This is a genomic window from Microcoleus sp. FACHB-SPT15, from assembly GCF_014849525.1.
Taxonomy (GTDB): Bacteria; Cyanobacteriota; Cyanobacteriia; order Cyanobacteriales; family Coleofasciculaceae; genus Symplocastrum; species Symplocastrum torsivum.
Genome location: NZ_JACJNU010000021.1, coordinates 39,132 through 58,543 on the forward strand (window position 1 = coordinate 39,132; position 19,412 = coordinate 58,543).

At 47.4% G+C, this 19,412-nt stretch carries 16 protein-coding genes and 1 pseudogene; 11 read left to right on the forward strand and 6 right to left on the reverse strand.

Features of this window, described 5'->3' with window-relative positions; genetic code table 11:
• The first annotated feature begins 40 nt into the window (after positions 1 to 40).
• A complete protein-coding gene (locus H6F98_RS06900) occupies positions 41 to 1,312 on the forward strand; it encodes a CCA tRNA nucleotidyltransferase (RefSeq protein ID WP_313929806.1) in 1,272 nt (423 codons plus the stop codon).
• On the opposite strand, the gene H6F98_RS06905 is transcribed toward H6F98_RS06900, so the two are convergent.
• Complete coding sequence (locus tag H6F98_RS06905; protein ID WP_192217931.1) at positions 1,309 to 2,406, reverse strand: FAD-dependent oxidoreductase; 1,098 nt, start codon at positions 2,404 to 2,406, stop codon at positions 1,309 to 1,311. The two genes, H6F98_RS06900 and H6F98_RS06905, sit on opposite strands and share 4 nt — an antisense overlap.
• Positions 2,407 to 2,485: 79 nt before the next feature.
• Between H6F98_RS06905 and H6F98_RS06910 the strand changes: the two genes are divergently transcribed.
• The 6 genes from H6F98_RS06910 (at position 2,486) to H6F98_RS06935 (ending at position 9,458) form a co-directional block, all read left to right on the forward strand.
• On the forward strand, positions 2,486 to 3,328 hold the full coding sequence (locus H6F98_RS06910; protein ID WP_192217932.1) for a YaaW family protein: 843 nt from the start codon (positions 2,486 to 2,488) through the stop codon (positions 3,326 to 3,328).
• Between the two features lie 26 nt (positions 3,329 to 3,354).
• Positions 3,355 to 4,701 (forward strand): O-antigen ligase family protein, encoded by a 1,347-nt coding sequence (locus H6F98_RS06915; protein WP_242058421.1) that lies wholly within the window; start codon positions 3,355 to 3,357, stop codon positions 4,699 to 4,701.
• 117 nt (positions 4,702 to 4,818) lie between these two features.
• A complete protein-coding gene (locus H6F98_RS06920; protein WP_192217933.1) occupies positions 4,819 to 5,886 on the forward strand; it encodes a hypothetical protein in 1,068 nt (355 codons plus the stop codon).
• 224 nt (positions 5,887 to 6,110) lie between these two features.
• Positions 6,111 to 8,330: a GspE/PulE family protein gene (locus H6F98_RS06925; RefSeq protein WP_242058422.1), complete on the forward strand. Its 2,220-nt coding sequence runs from the start codon at positions 6,111 to 6,113 to the stop codon at positions 8,328 to 8,330.
• Between the two features lie 209 nt (positions 8,331 to 8,539).
• The gene (locus H6F98_RS06930; RefSeq protein ID WP_192217934.1) at positions 8,540 to 9,100 is read left to right on the forward strand and encodes a J domain-containing protein; all 561 of its coding nucleotides are present in this window, start codon (positions 8,540 to 8,542) and stop codon (positions 9,098 to 9,100) included.
• A gap of 85 nt (positions 9,101 to 9,185) precedes the next feature.
• Complete coding sequence (locus tag H6F98_RS06935) at positions 9,186 to 9,458, forward strand: DUF3143 domain-containing protein (RefSeq protein WP_192217935.1); 273 nt, start codon at positions 9,186 to 9,188, stop codon at positions 9,456 to 9,458.
• 132 nt (positions 9,459 to 9,590) lie between these two features.
• On the opposite strand, the gene H6F98_RS06940 is transcribed toward H6F98_RS06935, so the two are convergent.
• The 3 genes from H6F98_RS06940 to lysA all read right to left on the reverse strand — a co-directional run bounded on the left by H6F98_RS06940 (position 9,591) and on the right by lysA (position 13,352).
• On the reverse strand, positions 9,591 to 10,331 hold the full coding sequence (locus tag H6F98_RS06940; protein WP_396810889.1) for an isoprenyl transferase: 741 nt from the start codon (positions 10,329 to 10,331) through the stop codon (positions 9,591 to 9,593).
• A 5-nt stretch (positions 10,332 to 10,336) separates the two neighbouring features.
• The gene (gene cdaA / locus H6F98_RS06945) at positions 10,337 to 11,272 is read right to left on the reverse strand and encodes a diadenylate cyclase CdaA (protein WP_192217937.1); all 936 of its coding nucleotides are present in this window, start codon (positions 11,270 to 11,272) and stop codon (positions 10,337 to 10,339) included.
• A gap of 679 nt (positions 11,273 to 11,951) precedes the next feature.
• Entirely contained in the window at positions 11,952 to 13,352 is a 1,401-nt protein-coding gene (gene lysA, locus H6F98_RS06950; protein ID WP_192217938.1) for a diaminopimelate decarboxylase, read from the reverse strand.
• A 102-nt stretch (positions 13,353 to 13,454) separates the two neighbouring features.
• Here lysA and rimI point away from each other — a divergent pair, with 102 nt between their 5' ends.
• The 3 genes from rimI to H6F98_RS06965 all read left to right on the forward strand — a co-directional run bounded on the left by rimI (position 13,455) and on the right by H6F98_RS06965 (position 17,732).
• Positions 13,455 to 14,108, forward strand: coding sequence for a ribosomal protein S18-alanine N-acetyltransferase (gene rimI, locus H6F98_RS06955; RefSeq protein WP_192217939.1), 654 nt, complete (start codon positions 13,455 to 13,457; stop codon positions 14,106 to 14,108).
• 263 nt (positions 14,109 to 14,371) lie between these two features.
• Complete coding sequence (locus H6F98_RS06960) at positions 14,372 to 16,840, forward strand: ATP-dependent Clp protease ATP-binding subunit (protein ID WP_192217940.1); 2,469 nt, start codon at positions 14,372 to 14,374, stop codon at positions 16,838 to 16,840.
• Positions 16,841 to 16,943: 103 nt separating this feature from the next.
• The gene (locus H6F98_RS06965) at positions 16,944 to 17,732 is read left to right on the forward strand and encodes an S-adenosyl-l-methionine hydroxide adenosyltransferase family protein (protein ID WP_192217941.1); all 789 of its coding nucleotides are present in this window, start codon (positions 16,944 to 16,946) and stop codon (positions 17,730 to 17,732) included.
• A gap of 128 nt (positions 17,733 to 17,860) precedes the next feature.
• Here H6F98_RS06965 and H6F98_RS06970 read toward each other — a convergent pair whose 3' ends face one another.
• Entirely contained in the window at positions 17,861 to 18,292 is a 432-nt protein-coding gene (locus H6F98_RS06970; RefSeq protein ID WP_192217942.1) for an HNH endonuclease, read from the reverse strand.
• The gene (locus H6F98_RS06975) at positions 18,282 to 18,689 is read right to left on the reverse strand and encodes a hypothetical protein (protein WP_192217943.1); all 408 of its coding nucleotides are present in this window, start codon (positions 18,687 to 18,689) and stop codon (positions 18,282 to 18,284) included. Before H6F98_RS06975 ends, H6F98_RS06970 begins: the two co-directional genes overlap by 11 nt.
• Before the next feature lie 176 nt (positions 18,690 to 18,865).
• On the opposite strand from H6F98_RS06975, the pseudogene H6F98_RS06980 reads away from it, so the two are divergent.
• Positions 18,866 to 19,337, forward strand: a pseudogene (locus H6F98_RS06980) (hypothetical protein).
• Positions 19,338 to 19,412: the final 75 nt, after the last annotated feature.

Sequence of the window (19,412 nt, forward strand, 5' to 3'; positions counted from 1 at the left end):
CATTGGTTAACCTGTATTTGGATTGATTTTATTTAAGCTGGTGAACGTAAACCTAGACATCGCATCCTCTGCTCTTTCTCCTCAAACATGGCCCTTTAGCCAAGAGTGGCTACCACCACAAGCTTGTTTAGTCGGTGGTGTAGTACGGGATGCGTTGTTGGGAAGACGTGCAGAGTATCTGGACTTAGACTTTGTTTTACCCACAGATGCTATACAGACAGCGAGAAAGCTAGCTAATCACTACAAAGCTGGCTTTGTTGTACTCGATCCTCAGCGGCAGATTGCTAGAGTCGTGTTTGAAACAGCAACCGTTGACTTGGCTCAACAAGAAGGTGAGAGCCTTGAGACTGACTTGCAGAGGCGAGATTTTACGATAAATGCGATCGCCTACAATCCTCATACAAAAGAACTCATTGACCCACTCCAAGGCATCGCTGACTTGCAAGCAGGTGTCATTCGGATGGTAAAGGCTGCCAACCTAGAAGATGACCCATTACGACTCCTACGCGCTTATCGGCAAGCCGCTCAACTCGGTTTTAAGCTTGAGCCAGAAACCCAGGCAGTCATTCGCCAGTTAGCCCCCCTGTTAGGACAAATCGCAGCAGAACGGGTGCAAGTCGAGTTGAGCTATCTCCTTAAAACCTCTCAAGGAACACCTTGGCTTATAGCTGCTTGGAAGGATAACTTACTACCAGTTTGGTTCCCCGATTCAACTGCTCAAGGCATAGCGCAGCTAGCTGCTATTGACCAAGCAACTGCTGTGTTGAGAGAAACTTGGACTGAACTAGGAAGAGAACTGCAAGCGCCAGTGGGCGGAAAGTCAGCCTCTTTGCTAAGTCTGGCGAAGCTGGTGAGTTTGTTGCCCACCATACCAGAAATCGCTGAAGAGCAACTGTTGCGTTTGAAGTACTCTCGTGCTGAGATTCGGGTTGTAGTCACAGCAATCAAACACTTACCTCAACTGCTACTCCATATCACCTCCCCAATGTCATTACGGGAGCAGTATTTTTTCTTTCAGGCTGTTGGGTCAGTTTTTCCCGCCTTAGCTGTTCTAGCGATGGCAAGGGGAATGCTAGTGGATGAAATTGCACCTTTGGTCAACACCTACCTCAACCCCGATAATCAGGTTGCCCATCCGATACCCCTAGTTACTGGTAACGAGTTGATGAAAGCCCTTAATCTCCCGGCTAGTCGCCAAATCGGTAAACTACTCATAGAAATTCAGCTAGCACGCATTGAGAACAAAATCTCCTCTGTTGAAGAGGCTATCAAGTTTGCCGCCAAGCTGGTTGACTCTGAGTTAAGTTCTTAAACGGCATCCCAAAAACTTTCCCCTGGTAAACTGCGCTGTTGCAGTTGGTGATTTATCTGAGTCGCTGCTGCAAGCCCAGACTGTAAAGCGCTTTCGATCCGGTTCCCACCACACCAGTCGCCACAACAAATCACTGGTAAGGGTGTTGTGGTAGCGAGGTAGTCCATAGGTAAAGAACGTCGAGGAAAAGCATAGCGCCATCGGTGGACTTGTAACCATTTGGGTGTGTCCAGCCAGGGAATAAGCAACTGTGCAGCACGAGACAACATCTGACGTCCAGCCGGGTGTAAGTCAGTAGCGTCTAAATAACGGCTGGCAAAGTCAGCAGTGCTTTGAAGGACAAAGATTGGTGTTGAGGTATCGAGACGCTTGCTGCTATCTAAACCAATCCAGCCTAGATAAGGGTCTTGGCTAAATGTAATAGATTTCCAGGCTGGGTTTAGCTCGTCTAAATCTTTTTGCCGTTGGGTTGGGTAAAGTGCGATCGCACTTAGGCAAGGGTCAAACTCAACAGAGCGTAGACTATCTAAAAACACTGATGGTAAACCCATACCTGCTAAGGGTTCTAGTATCATGAGAGCTTGAGGCGCTGGAATTGCAACAACAACAGCTTTAGCCATTAGTTCACTAGGTTGCTCATCTGTTGGCTCTAGGGTAAGCCGCCATGCTTGTTTCTCAGTCGGCACCATTGCCTGTACTCGTCGGTTTAGCCAAATATCTAAACCAGTGGCAAGTACTTTAGCAACGGCTGTCATTCCTGCGGGTGCGACGTAACAAGTAACTGATGAGGGATGCAACTCACTTCCAACTCCAAACTCCGGTTTTGCTGAATCGAGTTCGTAAGTTGTAGTAGTCCAGGTCTGGAGAATGTTGCGCTGTAGTAGTATTTCAATGAGTTGCTGTACCAACTTTCCTTGCGATTCCAGATAGCGTACTCCATGATCAGCACGGGTGTCATGTAGGCGACGTGTTGCCACTCGCCCTCCGACACCACGGGATTTTTCTACAACGACAACACTATACCCAGCTTGGTGTAGCTGTTGGGCGCAGGTGAGTCCTGCTAAACCAGCACCGATAATGGCGACATCAAACACAACTAATGCTCCTCGTGCATTGAGTTATTAGAAGTAGAATAATTGACAATACCGAACTGGGGTTGTGGAGGGAACGACGTTGGATGAATTAAGAGCCGCCTTAGACTTAGCGACAGAAGAAGAATTACAGCAGTTGACGGAAATATTATTTCGCCGTAAATTTAATCCTCTAGATTACGTTCAAACACCTGACCCAATGGATATTCAAAGCCAAGACCGTGAGGCTTGGTTGGATGCTATAGAGGAGCGATTTCGCTTTTTGGCAGCAGATGGCATGACGGTGTTGAAGGGACGCACTAATGAATTTACCTACCGACAGGCGTTGATTCAGGTTTGCCATTACCTCAAGATTCCTTACTCGAAAAAGTTTGCAACTACTGAAATCGAGGCAGAGATATTCCTCAATTTGATGGGTCGAGCCTGGAAACGCTTACCTGCATCAGAGCGTAAATCCCTAACAGTGCGAGTACAGCGATCGCTTGCTCAATGTAATCTCTCTGAGCCGCTACCTGTCCATATCCAGCACAATCCTATGGCTTTACTGGTCAAGGGTGGCAGTGTGCTAGCGGTTAGTTCCATCCTGAAACCGATACTGCTGCAACAGATGGCACGTCAGTTTGCGATTCATTTTGCTACCTATCAGGTGGCTAAAGAAACCCTTGTTCAGGGCGGTGCGATCGCAACGGCACAGTTTCAGAATCAGTTGGCGCTGCAAACGGCAAAACGGGGAATGGCAATGAATGCGGCTCGCTATGGTGCAACTCGGAGCATCTTTGCCATGCTGGGACCGCTACTCTGGGGCTATTTCTTTGCTGATTTAGGCTGGAGAGCGATCGCAACAAATTACGGTCGTATCATCCCTACAATTTTTGCTTTAGCACAAATTCGCTTGACTCGTGCTGAATGTTGGGAGCCAGTTTAAAGTTGTTATTAGTTATTAAGTGTTAGTTGTTAAAGGGAAAGCGTCGGTCATCTCATCCTCGCTCTTCAGCAGCATGGAATTTTGCACAACTGGGGCTGCTGGTTTTCCCCTTGATGCCTGCTTTAGGAGCGCTAGGACTATTTATTGCAATAGTTGTCACTTGGAAGCAACAGTACCAGAGGATTGTTGCACGTCCTCTGACCTGGGGGCTAGCGATTTTGAGTGTCTGGCTGGTGGTAAGTTGCTGCTTTGCCTTTAAACCTGTTGAAGCTTTCCTCGGCTTAGCAAATTTTCTCCCTTTCTTCATCTTTTTTGCTGCCTTTAGTGTTCTGATTCAGACACCAGAACAGTTACGGCGATTGGCTTGGATTCTAGTTATTCCCTCCCTCCTAGTCGTTATCCTTGGTTTTGGTCAGCAGTTTTTGGGTTGGTCTAGTCCAGAACTAGTACAAGCTATCTTTGGTTGGGTGCTGGAAGCTAACGGCAATCCTCCAGGTCGGATGGCTTCGGTGTTTATGTATGCCAATATCCTGGCAGCTTATCTCCAGATGGTTTTGATTTTGGGGCTAGGGCTATGGATTGAGACGTTTCAAACTTGGCGACAGCGCCGAAATCAGTTTCCTTATCGGCTGTTATTTTTGAGTGTAGTGGTGATTGGTAATGCTCTTGCGCTTTTTCTGACCAGTTCTCGTAATGCTTGGGCGATCGCATTTTTGGCAAGTCTTGCCTTTGCACTTTACTTAGGTTGGCGCTGGCTCGTAGTAGGTGTTACCGCTCTTGCTGCTACCATCCTTTGGGCATCTTTTGGTCCCGAATTTGGGCGTCAACCACTGCGTAGCATTGTCCCTGCATTCTTTTGGGTACGCCTTGCTGATCAAATCGAGCGACCTGTTGCTCAACTACGATCAACGCAATGGCAGTTTGCTTGGTCGATGACTCAGGAACGTCCCTGGCTAGGTTGGGGGCTAAGAAACTTCACCCCACTCTACGAAGCAAAAATGCAGCTTTGGCTTGGTCATCCCCACAATATACTGCTGATGTTGACAGCAGAAACAGGGATTCCAGCTACATTGCTATTTTGTAGCTTAATTACCTGGATTTTGGCGCAAGCTGTCCTACTTATCAGCATCTGGTCAGATGTTGCACCCTCAACAGCTAGGCTGCAATGGCATCAAGATAAATTAATTCTTTTCACTTATTTAGTCGCTTTTGCTGGCTGTACTCTATTCAATTTACTAGACGTAACACTCTTTGATTTGCGAATGAATGTACTAGGTTGGCTACTGCTTTCAGCGATTTGTGGCGTAGTTCACCATTACCAGGCACTTCTGCTTTGGATACAGTTCGATAAAGTGGCTAATTCCAACCAATGAATAACTTTATTACTATTAATACTTAATCACAAATTTACTTCTGTACGGATAGCATCAATCTATTCTTAATTTATAGAATTTATATACCAACTTTTAATCTTCTTCTAGGCAAACAGTATGAGAATTGAAATTGTGGTGACTACAGCAGTGCTGTTCGCGATCGCTCTAGCTGCTCCGGCTAAAGCAAGAAGTCCTGTTCATGCTGCACAACTGCTGGAAAATAAGCAATGCCAAAAGTGTGACAGGAGCGGAGCTGATGTGAAGGAAGCTAGGCAAGAACGTAGAGAGCAACGCCAACAACTTCAAGAGGCTCGTCAGGAAGTCATAGAACAACGACAACAACTTCAAGATATTCCGCAAGATGCCCCCCAAGAACGAATAGAGCAACGACAACAACTGCAAGAGGCTCGCCAGGAAGTCATACAGCAACGCCAACAACTTCAAGAAGCTCACCAGGAAGTCATACAGCAACGCCAACAACCGCTAGATATTCCGCAGGAGACTCGCCAGGAACTCACAGAGCAACGTCAACAACTTCAAGAGGCTCGTCAAGAGCGCACAGAGCAACGTCAACAACTTCAAGATATTCCGCAGGATGCTCGCCAAGAGCGTACAGAGCAACGTCAACAACTTCAAGAGGCTCAGCGGGAAGTCACAGAGCAACGCCAACAACTTCAAGATGTTCGACAAGATGCTCGTACAGAAGTCATAGAGCAACGGCAACAACGGCAAGCTGTTCGTTCGTACTGGGAACTGGCGAATTGGCAGTATCAGAATCGGCAGTATGTTTATCCAGATGTTCGATTGCACTGGCAACCAGAGGATTGGCAGCATTTTTATCCAACTGTAACTGGAAGTCCAGCCTCAACCGTAAGCAGCATCAGGGTCGATTTTGTTTCTCTCACGAATGATCAGGTGACAGTTTTAATTGAAGGCGTGAATGGTAAACAGGAGCTTGCCTTCAACGGCAGTCAGACCAAGCAGACTATTCACCTTTCACCTGGAGTTCACAAGCTTTGGTTCAAAAACCCTCAAGGTAGCTCATGGATGTCCGGCACTTTAAACCTTGGGATGACTAATCTGATTCAGATTAGATTTGACAAGGATCAGAGGCTAGTACAGGTTGGTAATGACCTGTTCTCTTGGAATGAAGATAGACATTTCTCCAATGAGTCTATTGAGTAGAACAGATTCTTATGTACTAGATTGGCTACGCTTTCAGCTATTTGTGGCGTAGTTCATCATCACTAGGCAATTCTAGTTTGGAGACAGTTCCATAAAGCGGCTAATTCCAGTTAGCTATCAGGTTTTGAATTTTGTAAATTATTTAATCGACATTCCTTAGTCCTGCTACGATTGGCAAAACTATGATGCAGCATGGGACTATACCATCAAGTTAGCCTGATGCCATGTCTGTACCCAGTTATTTTTCTCCTGTTGCGAAAATATTAACTCAGTCAGGCTATGTTAACCCCACTCAGATGCGGCAGGCGATCGCAAAATTTCAGAAATCAGGCAGATCGATAGCACAAGGTGGTCTCTCTTTAATAGAAGTCCTCGAATCCATTACCCAGCAACCTCTGCCAGCGCATCTACAACACCATCTACTGCATGACTTTTCTTGTTCTTCTTCTTCCTTTGCCGAAAAATTGATTCAGTCGGGTTATGTGAACCCTGACCAGATGCAGCAAGCCTTAACAGAATCCCGTAAGTCAGGAAGACCGTTGATGGAAAGTCTTGAGTCGATAACTGGGCATCAATTTCCACCTGACTTACTGCGCGAGTCTAAAAAACAACTGCTGTTTGAACTAAAAATTCTTTATGGTGTTGAATTTGTAGATTTAGAAACTCAGGAGATTATCTGGCATCAAGTTGCTCAACTGATCGATACATTCATTCCCATTGATATCTGTAGTCGCTATCGACTATTACCCATAGCGAAGAAGGAAACACAGCCACCAGCTATCTTGGTGGCAATGGTTGACCCCGATAATCTAGATGCCCAGGATGATTTAACTCGGATTCTGCGACCTCAGGGGATTGGGTTGCAACGGATGGTGATTACTCAAGAAGATTATCAGCAGCTAATTTCTAAGTACCTTGATGAACACCTTGCCCGTCAGAGGCAACTGGAGGTTGAAAAAGCGGTAGACGTTAAAGAAGACATTGAAAGTTTTAACATGTTGCAGAATACACCAGATGAAGTTGAGGTGGATCTGGATTCCTCTTGGAATGATGCCTCTGGTGCCTCGGTAATCAATATGGTTAACAAAATCATGGCGAAGGCACTGCAAGAGGATGTGTCTGACATTCACGTTGAACCTCAGGAAAATTCTTTACGCATTCGCTTCCGTAAAGATGGCGTGCTGCACCAAGCGTTTGATTTACCCAAGAAAATCACGGCAGCGATTGCCGCCCGATTCAAAATTATGGCGGATTTGGACATTGCGGAACGACGACTGCCCCAAGACGGGAAAATCCGGCGGATGTTCCAAGGTCGCAAAGTGGACTTTCGGGTCAGTACCCTACCCAGCCGCTATGGTGAGAAAGTCGTTTTGCGGATTTTGGACAACTCCACCACGCAGCTAGGTTTGGATAAGTTGATTACAGATGAGGAAACGTTGCAAATGGTCAGAGAAATAGTACACAAACCATTTGGACTCATCTTGGTGACGGGACCAACTGGTTCTGGGAAATCAACAACTCTATACTCGATGCTGGCAGAACGGAATGACCCTGGAGTCAATATCAGTACGGCTGAAGACCCGATTGAGTATTCTTTACCAGGAATTACTCAGGTGCAGGTGGTGCGAGAAAAGGGCATGGACTTTGCCTCGATTCTCCAGTCATTTCTGCGGCAAGATCCAGATGTGATTCTGGTGGGTGAGACACGGGACAAAGAAACAGCGAAAACAGCGATTGAAGCGGCTGTTACAGGACATTTAGTCCTAACAGTCCTACATGCGAAGGATACGGCTAGTGCGATCGCACGTTTAGTCAAAATGGGCGTTGAATCCTTCATGCTTGCTGATGCGCTGATTGGCATCATCTCGCAACGTTTGATGCGGCGTGTTTGTTCCAATTGTCGTACTTCTTATCATCCCAGTGCGGCTGAACTGACGAGATTTGGTTTGTCTCCTGCGAGTGAAGAGGAAGTGACCTTGTATAAAGCTAATACGCTGCGACCTGAGGAAATCAATGAAGCTAGAGCCACTGGTAAACTTTGCCAACAGTGTAACGGCTATGGCTACAAAGGACGTGTTGCCGTTTATGAAATCATGCGCGTTAGCGATCGCATCGAAACTTTAATCATCGAAGGCGTTCCTACAGAGCAGATTAAGGAAGCCGCAATGGACGAGGGAATGACAACATTATTAAGCTACAGCTTAAACCTTGTGCAACAAGGCTACACCACACTCGATGAAGTAGAACGGGTAACATTCACTGATTCTGGGATGGAGGCAGAACTCAAGGCAAAACGCAAGACTTCTCTGACCCGTCACTCTTCCCCTAATGCCAATGTCGAAGCACAATTGACCAATCCTCGGCAGCGACTTCAAGAACTGGAGAAACAACTGGAGGCACTCACTCATCAGTTTCAACAACTGAAAAACGAGATTGAGAACTGATAAGAGTTGAATGCTCTTTTTCAAAAGCCTGTGTGCGCTCTTGCTCGAAAAGAAGCCAGCTTGCTAACGTAGCGCCCCCTCTTCGCTTCGCTTAGAATGATCAGAAACCCTTTAAACAGAGGCAGGCTGGAAGTGCGGTGGCTCAAGATCGGGTAAGACAAACAATCAGGGAGCGCGTAACCTCAAATTCAACGAGTTATTACGCGCTAATGGGGTTACATCCTAGTGCCTCACCGCTGGAAATTCGACGTGCCTATCGGGAACTCAGTAAGCGCTATCATCCTGATACAACTGACCTCCCCGCTGCAACGGCAACTTCTAAATTTCAACAGCTTAACGAAGCTTATGCTACATTGAGTAGTCCAGAGCGGCGAGTGCTGTATGACCAGAAGATTGGCTACTCAAGGCTAAATGTGATTCAAGCCCCTCCAGGCTTAGATGATCCAGTTAGACAACCTAAGCGAGTCTACAAGTCTTCGGCTTACCTTGACCCAACTGACCGACCTCTCTCGCCTGGTGAGCTTTTCGCACTATTCATTCTCGGCTTAACGTTTGTAGGTTGCTTACTACTAGCGATCGCGATTGGTCTAACACGAGGGGATTCAGCTTTCCAAGTCTCTCAACCTAACAGTAATCCCTCACCAACTCAACGACAGCAGAGGATACCAATCAATAATGTTGAACTTCAGCCACTCTCAGAAAAACCGTTGTTGACAACCAAAGCGCCAATAATTTCTGAATCAAGTACGTCGATAGGTATCACTCTATAAGCCGTCTGACAAGAAGCAACCTCTGACTACAGCTAGACATGATTCCTCGTCTCTTGTACCAAAAATTTATAACTCTTAACTCCCTATGACTCTTCCGTTAGCTGACACCCCTTTATATAACCATCCTCTTCATGAAATAGAGCAGTGGCTACAAGCACAGGGGTGTGAACAAGACCGTAATGATTTACACTGCTGGCGCGTTGAGCGACCAGATTGGAAAGCAGAACTCTGTCTGGAAGTTGAAGAGCTAACAGTACGATATCTTGAGGCAGGTGAAGGTAAGCGGGATATTTTACGCTCCTTCAAGTACTCTCTGACTCGTGAGGATGTAGAAGCGGCAGTTTTCTCTGGTCCTTGATTAGATTTTTGATTTTGGATTGGGTTAGTGGGTTAAAGCCAAAAATTTGCGGACTTTATCAGTAACCTTGTAATCCAAAATCCCAAATCTGTTAGCGGATCAGCTCCATTAGAGCTACTGCATCTAAAATTTTCACACTTTTCCAAATCGGCGATCGCGTTGCTGATAGGCAGACAAAGCCTGATGAAACTGCACCCGGTCAAAATCTGGCCAAAGGGCATCTGTGATATAGAGTTCAGCATAAGCCATTTGCCAAAGCAGAAAGTTCGAGAGGCGCATCTCTCCACTGGTGCGGATGAGCAAATCAGGGTCACACACATTGGCTGTATAGAGGTGACGTGAAAACAGCGCCTCGTCAATCTCATCCGGTTGGAGGTGACCTTGCTGGACTTGTGTTGCGATCGCACGGGCAGCGTGCAAGATTTCCTGCCGTCCTCCATAGTTGGTGGCAACAGTAAACTGAATGCCACGATTATTCTTCGTTTCCTGCATTGAGCGCTCAATTTGTTCCTGGAGACTTCGGGGCAAATCCGCTAAGTTCCCGACAAACTGAATCCGCACATTCTCCTTCATCATCTCCTGGAGTTCTCGCACCAACACCCGCTCAAACAGCGTCATTAAGAAATCAACCTCTTCATGTGGACGTCCCCAGTTCTCTGTAGAAAATGCATAAGCGGTGAGGGCTTGAATTCCCCAGTCATTGCAGCACCGTAGCAACCCTTTGAGGGCATCTACCCCTTGTCGGTGACCCATAATTCGGGGTAGACCTTTACGTTTAGCCCAGCGCCCATTTCCATCCATAATCACCGCCACATGCCTGGGCAAACGGTCTTGGTCAAGGTCACTTGGTAATTCTTGTAAGATAGTTGGCATATAAGTCATTTCTTCTCTTGAGAAGTTGATGACGGAAGACGGAGTAAACGCAAAACCATTCTCCTTCCCTTAGACTTAATTTGGCGACCAAAACTGCGTAACCCTGGAGCGACTGCCTCACGGTCAACAGCGGTCGAAAATCTCGCCTCTAGCAATTCTTTCAATTTACTGCTGGTTAATGGTCGGTTTAGAGTTCCCCTTTCCGCCAAAGAAATTGAACCTGTCTCTTCAGATACAACTATACAAAGGCAGTTTTCGACACGCTCTGTAATTCCCATTGCTGCTCGATGTCGGGTTCCCAGTCGCCGCGAAGCCGTGCGGTCTGAAAGGGGTAAAATTACACCAGCAGCAGCCACACGAGAATCACGAATCAAGACTGCCCCATCGTGTAACAGTGTAGATGTCTGGAAAATTGTCTGTAGCAGCTCTTTAGAAATCTCAGCATTAAGCTGAACACCCGGTACTGAAACATCCCGCTCATCAATCGGACCACTCGTCTCCATTATCATCAGAGCGCCTACCCGATTTTGGGATAATTCTTTGACAGCGTCCACAATTTCATCAATTACACTGTCTGGTTTTGGATTTGGGCGTCGCCTCGCTTGAAACAAGTGTACGATTTCTCCCCGCCCTACTTGTTCTAGAAAGCGGCGAAACTCTGATTGGAATATTACAGCCATTGCCACGGCTGAACCAACCACCAACTTTTCTAGCACAAAACTCAACAGCGTCAGCCCTAGACGATTACTGAGCGCTGCTGCCAACATTAGGACAATTAAACCCCGAACCATCCACAAGGTGCGGCGTTCCCCAATGATCAGGAGTACCAGATAAGTGAGCGCCAGAACCAATCCAACATCGATGCTGTGAAGCAACAAGGACTGTGCCCAGCTGGGGTCAGAAACAGGTCCCGACGACGGCGGCAATGACGACGGGGGCATTGGACTTTAATAAAATTAGCTATTTGGATGCTTGATTCTGGCTTGATTTTAGCGGGATAAAGCCGCCAGTTGTTAGGTATTCAGTCGGTAGGTATAAATCAATATCAGTTAAGGAGATTGTTCCTAATTAGTTTTTAGGTCTTGAACAAGTTGGAGCAAATGGCTAAAACGTCTTTATTACAAGACTTTTTAATCTACCACTCTCCAACCTGCAACCAATAACCACAAAACATACTGTTGTTTTGATTTATACCTAACGGCTTAGGAGTATGGATTTATTAACCTTCAATTCCTTGGTTAGGGGCAGGACAGGGCAATGCCCCTACAGGTTTTGAATTTTGCCAATTACAGGACTTACACAGTGAATCGTTAAAGCCTGGTTCTGTCGTAGGAGCAAGGCGCATTGCGTGTGCCCTTACAGTGTGTTGCCGTGCGTAAGTCCTGAATTATCTAATCCACGTTCCTTAGGCATTAACCGTTGGCAATACGATTGAGCTGCTTATAGATTTTTACACTCGCCACAAGTTAATTTTGCGATCGCGCCCTTTCTTGACACAAGCTTTACAAACCTCGAACACCTCTCTTAACGTTTTACAGTTCAAGAGTAGCTTCTAACTTGATTGGACTATGCCCCCTGAGACATGCTCAAGAAAGTCTGGCGCTGCCTCCACAAACCGATTTAGGTCAGTCGTTTTGGTAAACGATCCTGCCGAATTAAATCATCGTAGGTTTCTCGCTCCAAAATTAGCTGAGCTTCCCCCTCATTTACTAACACCGCTGCTGGTCGAGGTAGACGATTGTAGTTAGATGCCATGCTGTAATTGTAGGCTCCGGTGCCCATTACAACAAAGATATCTCCTGGCTCTGTTTGAGGCACGATTGCTTCTTTGATGAGAATATCTCCCGATTCGCAGTGTTTGCCCGCAATGGTAACGGTTTCTGTGAGGGCATCTGACATCCGATTAGCAACAACAGCGCGATATACCGACTGGTAGGTAATTGGACGAGGATTATCGGACATCCCGCCATCAACAGCCAAGTAGGTTCGCATTTCGGGAATGATCTTACGGCTACCCAATGTATAGGCAGTGACACAGGCTGGTCCAATAAGCGATCGCCCTGGCTCAGCGAGAAGCTTCGGTAAGGGCAACTGCTGCTCCTCACAAACGGCGACAAGCGCTTCACAAACCCCTTTTACCCACTCGTCAATACTTGGGGGATCATCTGATTCTGTATAACGAATCCCCAAACCACCCCCAACATTTAACTCTTGAATTCGCAACCCGTAGCGCGAGGCTTTATTCAGAGAATCTACAAGAACACCCGCCAAATCTCTGTGAGGTTGCCTCTCAAAAATTTGAGAACCAATATGAGCGTGTAAGCCAATGCAGTTCAGGATTGGGTGTTGGCTAATAAAGGCAAAAACATCGTCTAAGGCGTTGGGATCAAAACCAAACTTACTATCGAGGTGTCCCGTGCGAATGTACTCATGAGTGTGACACTCGATCCCTGGAGTCAGCCGCAGCATAATCCGAAGCGGTTGCTCTTGGAACGTCCCGGCAATGTCTGCCAAAGTCTGTAACTCTAGCCAGTTATCCACCACAATGGTGCAACCGCTCTTGATCGCTAACTCCAGTTCAGCGATTGATTTGTTATTGCCGTGGAAATAGAGCTTCTCAGCACTGACACCTGCTTTGATTGCCGTATAGAGTTCACCGCCTGAAACCACATCGATCCCCAAGCCTTCTGAAGAAGCGATCGCACAAACGGCAAGACAACTCCAAGCTTTGGAAGCATAGAGGACAAGTGATTCCCCTGTGTAGTAACGAGCAAAGGCATCGCGGTACTGGCGACAAGCCGTTCTTAGGGTTACCTCATCTAAAATATAGAGAGGGGAACCAAATTGCTCTACCAACGTCTTCACATCACAGCAACCAATTTCCAAGCAGTCATTGCTGTTGACTTTAGCCGACAGAGGTAGCAGTTCCTGATTGGGTGAACGCTCAGAGAGTGGACTAGTGGGTGAGGAGAGATACTGACATCCAGTATTTTGCACCTGGGCAGAGAAAGTCGATCGCATAATGTATTTGTTTTCCTTGGTTGGCTTTAAAGGCGGAACTGGCGATGAGCCGACAAAGATGCTCCGCCTTGGGTCTCCTTAATCAGTGTACAATTGAGGGCTGTGACTTTCTTAGAACTCCATCCGCTAACAGCAGCAGAGCTGAGCGCAGTCGTGAAACTAGACGAACTGTGCTTTGGCGGACTTTGGACGCGATCGGGTTACGAGCGAGAGTTGGATAGTCCCAGCAGTCAGTTGCTGGTTTTAGAAGCGCGGCGAGAGACCAAGGAATCCGGATTCCCAATCGTATCGTCTGAAAGCTTTACTCAAAACTCGCTCAAGGCAGAGATTGAAGCCGACCCGACCTCTCAAAAATCCTTACTGGGATTAGGTTGTTACTGGTCGATTTTAGAGGAGGCTCATATTACAATTCTTGCGGTGCATCCAAACTACCAGCGTCAAGGGCTGGGTCAATTAATGCTGTATGCTTTGCTTCGGGATGCTAAAAAACGTCAGTTGGAGTGGGCAACCTTGGAGGTGAAGCCATCGAATCAAGCAGCATTGTCTCTTTATCACAAGTTTGGCTTTACTGAAGCTGGACGACGCAGACGTTACTACAAAGACACGGGGGAAGATGCTCTAATTCTCTGGCGCGGCGGTCTGCAAGCGCAGGAATTTGAGGAAATTCTTACCAATTGTTACCAACAAGTAGAGCGTCAACTCACTTTATGGGATTGGCAACTGTGGACAGACGAAGCCATTGAGGAGGCAAGCTAGGGTATCAAACCAGCACTTGTTTACTCAAAGACTTCGCCCTCTACAAGGAGGCTCAAATGACTACTAGTCAAGCGAGATGAGCATCCCTAAAGAGTTAGCTAATCCCTAAGGCAAAAACCTACATTCCCAAAGATCCCCACTGATTAGGTAGGGAAATCCCAACCAAAATCATTGCATCCGGTTGTCGTAAAACAGACAGCCGGAGAATTGCCCTATGCTAAAATCAGCTTACACGGGCACGCAACAGGTGATGGAATTACGCCATGTTTGAACGCTTTACAGAAAAAGCCATTAAGGTGATCATGCTGGCCCAGGAAGAGGCACGTCGCCTGGGGCACAACTTTGTCGGCACGGAGCAAATTCTCCTGGGTTTGATTGGGGAAGGGACGGGCGTCGCCGCCAAAGTCCTCAAGTCGATGGGTGTCAATCTCAAAGACGCTCGAATTGAAGTAGAGAAAATCATCGGCAGGGGTTCCGGCTTCGTTGCGGTAGAAATTCCGTTCACCCCCAGAGCCAAGAGGGTTCTAGAGCTTTCTCTAGAAGAAGCTCGCCAACTGGGGCACAACTACATCGGCACGGAACATCTGCTTCTGGGGTTAATCCGGGAAGGAGAAGGAGTCGCCGCTAGAGTGTTGGAAAACTTGGGAGTCGATCTGACCAAGGTAAGAACACAAGTGATTCGGATGCTCGGTGAGACGGCAGAAGTCTCAGCCGGAGCTACGAGTGGGCGCACTAAGACACCGACACTCGATGAATTTGGCTCGAATTTGACGGTGATGGCGTCCGAAGGCAAGCTTGACCCGGTGGTCGGGCGTGCTAAGGAAATTGAGCGGGTAATCCAAATTTTGGGACGCCGCACGAAGAACAACCCCGTGTTGATTGGAGAACCTGGGGTTGGTAAAACAGCGATCGCAGAAGGATTGGCTCAGCGGATTGCTAACAATGACGTACCCGACATCCTCGAAGAAAAGCGGGTCGTTACTCTGGATATTGGTTTGCTAGTTGCTGGCACCAAGTATCGAGGCGAGTTTGAAGAGCGCTTGAAGAAAATCATGGATGAGATTCGTCAAGCTGGGAACGTCATCCTAGTCATTGACGAAGTTCATACTCTGATTGGTGCGGGTGCGGCGGAAGGTGCGATTGATGCCGCCAACATTCTGAAGCCGGCATTGGCAAGGGGTGAACTCCAGTGCATCGGTGCGACGACGCTGGATGAATACCGCAAGCATATTGAACGGGATGCCGCACTGGAGCGTCGTTTCCAGCCTGTAATGGTTGGTGAACCGTCGGTCGAAGAGACGATTGAGATTCTCTACGGTTTACGCGAACGCTACGAGCAGCACCACAAGCTCAAAATCTTAGATGAAGCCCTAGAAGCGGCAGCGAAGCTTTCAGATCGTTATATCTCTGACCGCTTTTTACCTGATAAGGCAATTGACTTGGTGGATGAGGCTGGAAGCCGAGTTCGCTTGATCAACTCCCAGTTGCCACCAGCGGCGAAGGAGTTGGATAAGGAACTGCGTCAAGTGCTGAAGGATAAGGACGATGCGGTTCGTTCCCAAGACTTTGATAAGGCTGGGGAATTGCGCGATCGCGAAATGGAAATCAAAGCCGAAATTCGCGCGATCGCACAAAGCAAAAAGACTGAAGTGGGTGCCGAAGATGCTTCTCCTGTTGTTAATGAGGAAGACATCGCCCACATTGTTGCCTCTTGGACAGGTGTTCCGGTGAACAAGCTCACCGAGTCTGAGTCTGAGAAGCTGCTGCACATGGAAGATACCTTGCATCAGCGGCTGATTGGTCAAGAGGATGCCGTTAAAGCTGTCTCGCGGGCGATTCGTCGGGCACGGGTAGGCTTAAAGAACCCCAACCGACCCATTGCTAGCTTTATCTTCTCTGGTCCTACCGGGGTTGGTAAGACAGAATTGGCGAAGTCCTTAGCGTCTTACTTCTTCGGTTCCGAAGAGGCGATGATTCGCTTGGATATGTCGGAATACATGGAGCGCCATACAGTTTCTAAGCTGATTGGTTCACCTCCAGGATATGTGGGCTACAACGAAGGTGGTCAGCTAACCGAAGCAGTTCGCCGTCGTCCTTATACCGTGGTACTGTTCGATGAAATCGAAAAAGCGCACCCCGATGTCTTCAACATGCTGCTGCAAATCCTTGAAGACGGGCGTCTCACCGATGCTAAGGGTCGGACAGTGGACTTCAAGAACACCCTGCTGATTATGACCTCAAACATTGGCTCTAAGGTGATTGAGAAAGGTGGCGGTGGTCTTGGCTTCGAGTTTGGCGAAAACCTTGCCGAGTCTCAGTACAACCGTATCCGTTCACTAGTCAACGAAGAACTCAAGCAGTACTTCCGCCCAGAATTCCTCAACCGTCTGGATGAAATTATCGTCTTCCGCCAGTTGACGAAGGATGAGGTGAAGGAAATCTCCGAGATCATGCTCAACGAGGTCTTTGGTCGCCTCACAGAACAGGGTATTACGTTGAAAGTGACCGACAAGTTCAAAGATCGGTTGGTGGAAGAGGGTTACAGCCCCAGCTACGGTGCCCGTCCCCTGCGTCGAGCAATCATGCGCCTCTTGGAAGATGTTCTAGCTGAGCAAATCCTCAGCGGTAGCATCAAAGATGGAGATACCGCGATTGTCGATGTTGATGAGGCTGGCAACGTGAAGGTTCTACCTGGTGAGAAGCGAGAACTCTTACCTCAAACGGCTGAGTAAGAAGCTTCACTTGAGTTAAGCAACGATCAACAGTTAGCTTTAAATTAAACGGTAGGGAGGTCAGTCTTCTCTACCGTTTTTTGCTATTACAACCCAACACCCTATGTTCATCTGCCTCATTGCTGACTACGGCACAGGCGACCCAGCGTTTGCTGAGGTCGCACAGCGTCTAACTGGGCTATTGCCTTCATCCCAAACTTACTTACTCTCAGTCCCTCCGTTTAGCACCCTCGCAACAGGGTTTTGGATTGCTCAACTTGGGCTGAATCCTGGCCCGGAAGAACGCTTGATCTATCACAATTGCGCCCCACGCAAGGATGACTCAGAACCCAGACCTGATAATGAAGGGGAGGGATTGACTTATGCCCTACTGCCGAATGGGGTCAAGGTCGTTGGTGTCAACGCGGGTTACACACTTTCCTTTATCAAAAACCAAGTAAAAGCCTTACATATTGTCAATGTCTCTAGGGGTGGCTCACAGTTCCGTTCGCGGGATGTATTTCCTGGTGCTGCTGCTGCTATTGCTAAGGATGACTTTAGCCTCTTGGGAACAGCCCTGAAGCCTGAGCAAATCCCTGACCCACCAACTGATAGAGTTGCTTGGATTGATGGCTATGGGAACATCAAAACAACGATTCCTGCCTCAAGTATTGATTTGGAACCCCAAACTAAAGTCGTGATTCGGATTGGGGATGTAGTGAGTGATGCGGTGTACTCAGACGGTACATTTGATGTCCCGGAAGGGACTCTAGCGTTTGCTCCGGGAAGTTCTGGTTGGGCGATCGCTCAAGGAGAACCTGTACGTTGGATGGAGCTTTTCTTACGCGGTGGTAGTGCTTGGGAACGCTTTGGTAGACCGCGTGTGAATCAGTTGGTAACGCGCATTGGTTGAAGAGAGAAAGCAACTGGCGGCGATGAGAGGATTGCTCAGCATTCGAGAGAAACCCGACAAAAGCTACAGACTTCCTCCTAGAAAACTTAATCTATCCACTCCTCCATAGGAAATCATTTCTGGAGAAACTAGGATTCCTCTGGTGGATGCAGTTTAGCCATAAACAGTAAACGACGCAAATTGACCACCCCAATGCGATTCAAGCGTAGGGCTTCTACCGTTGCTCTTCCACAGGGTGTTTTCCCAATCACTTGAGTAAAGTCACGGCTCCAACCAAAATGCTCTGTCCAAACCTGCTGACGGGGATTATACAGCGATTCTTGTTGATCTGTTTCAGGGTCAATGCCGTTAATCTTGGTATGCTTGTGACTGTTACAGCCAAAACAACTCCAGGCTAAGTTCTCCAGTGTAGTTTTGCCCCCAGCTTGACGAGGTTTTATGTGTTCAATCGTGAAACTTTCAGTAGCAAACTGACCGGGACAGCGACAATACTCGCAGTAATCTCGTGCCCTTGCCGCAACAATTTGCCTGATTGCACCAGGTACTCGTTCAGAAGGCATCAGGTAGTTTATGGGCTGGCAAAAACTCGTTAACTAGGGTTTTCAAATGAACATCTCGGAGTTTAGCCAGTTGAATTAAAGCCTCAGCTCGTTCTGCATCTTGACGCTCTATCTGGTCTACATAAGTTAGTAGCTCCTGATGCTCTGTATCTGTAATCTCTCCACTCTCATTGCGCTGACGCAGATACGCCAGTCTAATCTGGTTGTCTTGTGGCAGTCGGCGCTGAATAATTTGTAGTAACGCCTCTTCTTCTTGCCTTGAGGCTGCTACTTTGCTCGTCTGATTCGCTTCGCTGCACAAGGATTCTAAAAATTCAAGTGCTTTAGCCAAGGATTCTCCCGGTAGTTGGTCAACTAACTCCTTGGCTCTCTGGCGAATTTCTGTTGGTGCAGTCATGTTACACCTGAATTAACATATAGCCTGATTTGATTGTATCTAAACGTTAGGTTGAAGAGGTTGATGGAAGCGATTGCTCCTCTACGTCTCTGTGTAAAAGGCGATCGCTTTTACAATTTCATCATGCACCACAAAGCACTACAGTAAAACGCACGATTTAACTACAGAGTCATACCATGTTAGCCAGTACCGCCAACTACGAAATTACTTGGGAAAAGCTACCAGATGACTTCGTTCTAGACGATGAGCCAGTGGACAACATCAATCAACCGTCCCTTGCCGCAGCCTTAACTGGAAGGAGGTGAATATTCCAGCAAGCCTACCTACCCCCCAAGTAAGTGGTTTTTCTACCAGCGAGTTCTAGAGGTTCCCAACTACGTCATTTTTGAACCGGATGCAGGGGAACTGGAAGTTTATCAGTTGGATGGTTCAGCACAGTATCAGCTACAAAACCCCGATGCCAATAACCGTTACTGGATTGCCCAAATGGGGTTATTCCTAGGAGTATGGCAAGGAACTAGGGAAAATCGCACAGGCTACTGGTTAGGCTGGTGGGATGAAAATGGAGAACTACTGCTGTGGGGTTCAGAACGAGCCGAACGATTAGCCGCACAACTTAGGGCAGCAGGAATTGAACCAGAGGCTTGAAAACACAGGATTTTAAGCAAAAAAATGGAGATGATTTTTATCATCTCCATCGACTTATTTACTTAAGTGTTTGAG